The 7,527-nt window shown below is 43.9% G+C and carries 5 protein-coding genes; 3 read left to right on the top strand and 2 right to left on the bottom strand.

The features are described 5' to 3' along the window. A partial coding sequence (locus B4K11_RS07400; protein WP_292959310.1) for an LA_3659 family protein occupies positions 1-405 on the top strand: 405 nt, incomplete at its 5' end. A 76-nt stretch (positions 406-481) separates the two neighbouring features. Here B4K11_RS07400 and B4K11_RS07405 read toward each other — a convergent pair. Both B4K11_RS07405 and B4K11_RS07410 read right to left on the bottom strand, forming a co-directional pair. Then, positions 482-1,849, bottom strand: coding sequence for a sigma-54-dependent transcriptional regulator (locus B4K11_RS07405; protein ID WP_292955079.1), 1,368 nt, complete (start codon positions 1,847-1,849; stop codon positions 482-484). Positions 1,850-1,878: 29 nt separating this feature from the next. Continuing rightward, a complete protein-coding gene (locus B4K11_RS07410; RefSeq protein WP_292955083.1) occupies positions 1,879-4,137 on the bottom strand; it encodes an ATP-binding protein in 2,259 nt (752 codons plus the stop codon). Positions 4,138-4,275: 138 nt separating this feature from the next. Here B4K11_RS07410 and pyk point away from each other — a divergent pair, with 138 nt between their 5' ends. Together pyk and gshA are read left to right on the top strand one after the other, a co-directional pair. Beyond that, a complete protein-coding gene (pyk, locus tag B4K11_RS07415; RefSeq protein WP_292955086.1) occupies positions 4,276-5,712 on the top strand; it encodes a pyruvate kinase in 1,437 nt (478 codons plus the stop codon). 161 nt (positions 5,713-5,873) lie between these two features. Then, the gene (gshA, locus tag B4K11_RS07420; RefSeq protein WP_292955089.1) at positions 5,874-7,457 is read left to right on the top strand and encodes a glutamate--cysteine ligase; all 1,584 of its coding nucleotides are present in this window, start codon (positions 5,874-5,876) and stop codon (positions 7,455-7,457) included. Positions 7,458-7,527 lie beyond the last annotated feature (70 nt).

The following is a 7,527-nucleotide window of genomic DNA, read 5'->3' on the forward strand; positions in this document are numbered from 1 at the left end:
GTTGTAGCCGACGAAGTACGTACCCTCGCCAGCAAAACGCGTAACTCTACTGAGGAGATCAATACGATTATTGAAGAACTTCAGAGAGACGCTCGTGATGCTGTAGCCGTTATGGATCAAGCTCATAGCAGTGCCGAAGCAGGCGTAAGTAAAGTACAAGAAACCTCTGACGCTTTAACTAAGATTTCTGAAGAAGTACGTATGATCAATGATATGAATCACATGGTATCTTCATCGGTTAAAGAGCAAACAGAGATGGCAAGTAGTGTTGAAGCCAGCGTACATGAAATTGCTAGTACCGCTGAACATACCTCTTCACGCGCTGGGAAATTAAATAGCGTGGCACATGAGTTGAATACGTTAGCCGGACAGCTGGAATCAATGGTTCAGAAGTTTAAGCTTTAACCTTCATAACGAAAACGCCCATTCCTGTTCAATTTTAAGATCATCGAACAGGAATGGGAGCGCTATTCATACCCGTCTACTTAAAGTCTTTTTTATCCAAACCGTACTTTTTCATTTTATCGTATAGCGTTTTTCTTGGAAGGCCTAGGCTAATCAAAGTTTCCTTGATCGATCCCCCACAACGCGCAAGCTCCGCTTGAATCAACATACTTTCAAATTGATCCACTTTATCAGGAAGGGTTGAAGCCCCTCGCGTACTCGCATCAGTAATCGGTTTGTTCTCAAAATCAAATGTGCAACTTTCACCCAACAGCACATAACGCTCAGCTAAATTACGTAGTTCACGTACATTTCCTGGCCAATCATGTGTAGCTACTAAGCTGTGCATTCGCTCAGGTGATAACATCGGTACTTCACGGCCATATTGAGAGGACGCGATTAATGCAAAGTGTTGGAAGAGCATGGCTATATCTTCACGGCGCTCACGAAGGGCCGGAATATCAACACGTACAACATTTAAGCGATAATACAGATCTTCTCGAAAATCACCGTGTGCGGCGGCTTCTTTCAGATCTACTTTTGTCGCGGCAATAACTCTAATATTAAGAGGGATGCTCTCATTAGAACCTAAACGTTCGATGGCTCTTTCTTCGAGTACTCGCAAGAGCTTAATTTGTAAGGTCATAGGCATGCTCTCGATCTCATCCAGAAAGAGCGTCCCATTATTTGCGTGCTCAAACTTACCAATACGGCGTGCCTTAGCATCAGTAAACGAGCCTTTTTCATGACCAAAAAGTTCAGATTCAATTAAATTCTCAGGTACAGCTCCACAGTTAATCGCTACAAAGTTTTGATCTCTACGATTACTGTGTTCATGAATATAGCGGGCCATCAAGTCCTTACCCGTGCCCGTCTCGCCCAATATCAAAATATCAGCGGGTGTATCTGCTACCGCATGAACCAACCCTCGGACCTGAGCAATAATAGCGGTGTTACCAATAATCCTAGGACCGGGTGCGCTTTGCGCCTCCAACTCTTGTTTTAAGCGACGGTTCTCGATGATCAAATTACGTTTTTCAACCGCACGCCTAACAACATCTAATAGCAATTCAGAGGAGAATGGTTTTTCAATAAAATCATAAGCGCCATCTCGCATCGCCCCAACAGCCATAGAGATATCTCCGTGGCCGGTAATAAGAATCACTGGAAGGGTAGAATCTAAGGCCACTACCTTTTTCATCAACTCTAAACCGTCAATCCCAGGCAGGTTAATATCAGTAATTAACACGCCAGGCCAATCAGCGGTAATAATATTTAAAGCTTGCTCTGCTGTTTCCAGTGTAGTGACATCATACCCACCCAACTCCAGCGTTTGTCCTGCAGCGAGGCGAATGTGCTCCTCATCATCTACGAGAATAAGAGGCAGTAGATCTTGATCACTCATACAGATTCCAATATCGATTCATAACAACACTATCCCACTACATTATCAGGGGCGCGCGCAATGGGTAAGCTAATCTTAAACACAGCGCCCTGAGATGGGTGGTTTTCAACCGATAAACGCCCCCCCATACTTTCAATGATCCGATAAGAGATAGATAAACCTAACCCCAAACCTTGTCCGGCCTGTTTAGTGGTATAAAACGGTTCAAACACTCGCCCTAAATCATGTTCTGGGATACCAGGACCATAGTCCCTCACTAACAGTACTACCCACTGTTTATCTGTGTGCAGATCGATGTTTACAATAGGTGTTTCTTGCTCTTCCATCGCCTGAAGCGCATTACTGATCAAGTTAACCAACACCTGCTCAAGGCGCACAGTATCTCCAAGCACGTAACAACGCTCTAGATTCTTAGGCCAGTTAACTTGTGCTTTCACTTTGTGTAATCGACCGTACATAATCGACATGGCACCGTCATGCACATTTTGCAGACAAACCGGCTCAGACGCACCAGACGTTTTGCGTGAAAACTCTTTCAAGGGATGAATAATCTTAGCCATACGTTCAGTCAAATGACTAATCTCATACAAATTTTTCTTAACCGGCTCCATTCGATCCAAAGCCATAAACGCTTGTGCATTATCTGCATAGGTTCTTATCGCAGTTAACGGCTGATTGAGCTCATGGTTGATACCTGCTGACATTTGGCCTAAAACCGCCAACTTCGCCGTTTGAATCAACTCATTTTGTGTATCCTTATGCTTATCCACTTCCTCTAACAACTTCATATTTGCATCAGTTAGATCTGCTGTACGCTTTTCTACACGATGCTCTAGAAGTTCACGCGCACGTTTCAGCTCCCCTTCATACTGCTTACGCTGCGTAATGTCATGAATGGTTACAATAAAGCGTTTAATAGAACCGTAATCCATATGACCAATAATAAGCTCGATTGGGAAAGCGGAGCCGTCTTGGCGCAAACCACCCGCTTCCATAAACAGTTCATCTTGCTGATCCGCATCAGCCGCCGTCAGATGACTCCAACAGAGCGCACGATCCGGCTGGGTAAGCAGCTTGCTTATGTATTCGTATTGAACATCCTTTTCATCATAACCAAACAGTTTCTCAGCCATGATATTCATACTCTCAATCCGACCTTGCCTGTCTAAAGTGATCAGCCCCGCACGGGTATTATCAATAATCGCACGAACACGCGCTTCGTTTGCTTCAAGCGCATTTGTTTCAAGCAGTTTAAAGCGCGCCCTCTCACGCTTAATACGCTGCCGAGTCAATAAGACCATCACCAGCAAAACTAATGCAATAAAGATAAAACCAATCGTCAAAGCGGTATAGAACATCCGCCCTTTAACGGACTTAGTACTTGCCAATACGACGACCGTTAAACCGCTATCTTCAAGCTCTCTGCTTTGTAATAGAAACTGTCGCGTACTGATACCATCTAATGCTGGATTATCAATCCGGTCGCCATCTACAAGCGTAACCAGCGTACCTCCCTCCGCACGTTTCGATGTTTTCACAATATCTAGGGAGACTAACTCGTGATTGCCGTACCTTAAGCTTTCAGCAATTCGCTGGATGTCATTTTGCGCTAGGGGCCTGAGCGTACGGAACTTCCAGTCTTTACGCGTGGAGATAAAAATCACACCGTCTTCATCGGTCACTAAGATATCTAAATCGGGGTCTGTCCAATCTGACTCAATCTCATTTAAGTCAATTTTAACCACCACCACGCCGACGATATCCTGCTGCTTATAGATAGGGTATGAAAAGTAATACCCTCGACGCTTAGACACTGTCCCTAAAGCGAAATAGCGCCCGGCTTTACCTGCCATAGCCTCTTTGAAGTAAGGCCGAAATGCATAATTTTTGCCAACAAATGAACGTTCCTCGGACCAATTACTGGCAGCAATGGCGGTGCCTTCTACATCCATTAAATAAACATCTGCAGCATTAATCGACTCATTAACATGTTGCAAATATGAACTTGCAGTTCCATTCAAACTTTCATCATTAGGCTGGGTCAGTGCGTTGATAAGTATGGAATGAGAAGACAACAAACCAGGTAAATCTTTATACCGATCCAGCTTTTGCTGAAGACTCAGCAAATAGCGGTTTAAATCTGCATTTGAACGTTGCTGAAGTTGATCATACCCCTGAGAACGACTCACCAGGGTTGTTTGCCCAACCACAATGAAGAAGGCACAAGCTAAAACAATAAAGAACAGTGCACGATAACTGCGCCATTTTTCTGAAGATGCATAAGGCATATATTTAAGGCCAATTTGGTTTGAAGGCTAACATTTACTATTCTTTTTTCTACTTTGTAACTATAAATACTTAATTCGTACACCTAAGCGCATTATACTAGAGTCTAATACTTATAAACGACGGAGCAAAACTTTCACATGCTAAAGCGTACCAAAATTGTTGCTACTTTGGGTCCATCCACCGACAAACCCGGTGTTTTAGAAGATATCCTTCGTAACGGCGTAAACACTGTACGCCTTAATTTTTCCCATGGTAGTGCCGATGACCATCGCAGAAGAGCAAGTGAAGTAAGACAAGCCTCTCGTAAACTAGGTTTATCTATTGCCGTTCTTGGCGACCTTCAGGGACCAAAAATCCGTATCGCTCGCTTTAAAAATGATCGCATCAAACTTGCTCTAGGTGACAAGTTTACTTTAGACGCAGAACTTGGAAACCAAGATGGAGATGAGCATCAAGTCGGTATCGACTATAAAGCGCTTCCACAAGACAGTGCTGTCGGCGATATCCTCCTTCTTGATGATGGCCGCGTGCAGTTAAAAGTTACAGAAGTAAAAGGCAATCAAATCCACACAGAAGTCATCATTGGTGGTCCTCTATCAAATAACAAAGGGATCAACCGTCAAGGCGGTGGCCTTTCTGCTGCAGCTTTAACAGATAAAGATCGCAGAGATATCAAAGTCGCGGGTGAGATCGATATGGATTATATTGCCGTATCGTTCCCACGGTGCGCAGAAGATCTTCATGAAGCTCGACGATTATTAGATGCGGTAGGTAGCCGCGCTGAGATTATTGCTAAAGTAGAACGTGCAGAAACCGTCGCAAATAATGAAGCCTTAGACAAAATCATTCTGGCCTGCGATGGCATTATGGTTGCCCGTGGTGATCTAGGTGTAGAGATCGGTGATGCTGAACTGATCGGCGTACAAAAACATATTATTAAGCGCTCACGCGAATTAAATCGTTTCGTTATCACGGCAACGCAGATGATGGAATCGATGATTGAAAACCCGATGCCCACTCGTGCAGAAGTCTTCGATGTAGCAAATGCGATTCTGGATGGCACTGACGCAGTCATGCTATCTGCAGAGACCGCGGCAGGACAGCATCCTGTTGAAGTCGTCACATCAATGACATCTATCTGTCAAGGTGCTGAAAAACATCAGCTGGAACGACCACCATCCCCAAATATGGAAAAAAAGCTGGAGCGTTTTGATGAAACAATTGCCCGCTCTGCTATGTATACAGCCAACCACCTCATTGGAGTTAAAGCGATTATCTGCCTAACTGAATCCGGATCCACCCCACTATGGATGTCTCGTATTCGCTCAGGGTTACCTATTTTTGCTCTGACTCGAAATGAACGCACAATGCGCCGAACCGCATTGTATCGTGGAGTAGAGCCAATCTTTTTTGATTCAACCCAGATAGATAAGGGCAAGCTAAATAACGAGGTTCTTGCCGGTTTAAAAGCACGCAATTTGCTGCAAGCTGGGGATCTAGTGATTTTGACTCGCGGGGAATCACTGGGCAAAAATGGGGGAACTAACTCCATGCAGGTTTTAAGCGTAGCCTAAATAGCGCATGAAAAAAGCAGATATGTTATTACTTCTGCTTTTTTTTGAATTTTTTATCCAAAAACGGGTCAAAATTCGGAACAATTCGTTTCATTGCAGCATTTTACCGTCTGCTCAATTATACTGAGCATCCTTCAATGAGTGACTTTAAGGACTAACGTTTGTCTTCCACACATTTCTCTTCCGCATTACAGCAGAAGCTACATTGGCTAAAAAGTAATGGCCATACCGATCTGTTAACAAAACTTCAGCACGGATTAGAAAAAGAAGGGCTTCGCGTGAACAGTGACTGTACACTTGCGCAAACCCCACATCCGAATGCCTTAGGGTCGGCCCTAACTCATGAATACATTACAACTGACTACTCAGAAGCGTTATTAGAGTTCATTACGCCTGTTTTTGAGCGGTCATCTGATGCGCTCAATTTCCTAGCAGATCTGCACCGCTATACGTACAAAAATCTAGATAATGAACAAGTATGGCCAGCGAGCATGCCTTGCATATTGCCAGAAGAAGCCGATATACCCATTGCTAGATATGGTGATTCCAATGTCGGTAAGATGAAATATATTTATCGGGTCGGTCTAGAAAACCGTTACGGTAAAATCATGCAGACCATCGCCGGAATCCACTATAATTTCTCACTTCCAGAAAGTCTTTGGACAGTCCTACAAAGCCATAGTGAGTCAAAGAAATCGCTACAGGAGTTCCGTTCCGCTTCCTATTTCAGCTTAATCAGGAATTTCCGTCGTTACTCTTGGTTGCTCATGTACCTTTTTGGCGCGTCACCTGCACTTTGTTCATCATTCCTTAAAGGAAAAGATCACAAACTAGAAACACTGTCAGAAGGTACTCTCTACCTTCCTTACGCAACGTCATTGCGCATGAGCGACCTAGGCTATTCAAACAAAGCTCAAGCAAGCCTAAACATCTGCTTCAACCATCTAAATACATACGCTAGCTCTTTAAATCGTGCTATTCGTACACCCTATACACCGTATGAAGAGATGGGGGTTAAAGAGAACGGGAAGTATAAACAGCTCAATACCAATATTCTGCAGATTGAAAATGAGTATTACAGTGATATCCGCCCTAAGCGTGTTACCGATTCAGGTGAGAAGCCCGTTCACGCTCTAATCGCACGCGGCGTTGAATACATAGAAGTGCGTAATACCGACATTAACCCATTCTTACCCCTCGGTATCGATCAGAGCCAAGCAGACTTCTTGGATATCTTTTTAACAACCTGTCTATTAATGGAAGAGAAAGAGATTAGCCCTGAAGAGTGCGATCAGATCAATGAAAACCATCAGCGCGTTGTAACTCGCGGCCGCGAGCCAGGGCTAACCCTGCTAAAAAATGATGACGAAGAGAAAAGTCTTGTTGAATGGGGAACTGAATTATTAACAGAGATGTCGCATACCGCTGCGCTGGTGGATGAGGCCCATTCCAGTAAACGATTCGCCGAGACAATCGCCTCACAGCAAGCTAAATTAGCTGACCCAGCGTTAACGCCGTCTGCCCAAGTTCTTAAAGTAATGAAGACTGAGAATTTGAGCTACGGTGAATTTGTGATGCAGCAAGCCGAGCAGCATAAAAGCACATTACTCTCAGAGCCTATGAACCCAGAAATGCTTGATAAGCTTAAAGCTATGCAGAGTCATTCATTAAAAGAACAACGTAGTATTGAAGCGTCTGATAAGACCGACTTTGATACTTACTTAGCTGACTACATGGCAAGTTAGAGTCTAATCTTTCTAAGATCCAAACAATAAAAAAGCAGACCAAAGTCCACTGCTGTCCCATAGTTTGAGG

The sequence above is a fragment of the Neptuniibacter sp. UBA6509 genome, from assembly GCA_002435145.1.
Lineage (GTDB): Bacteria > Pseudomonadota > Gammaproteobacteria > Pseudomonadales > Balneatricaceae > Neptuniibacter.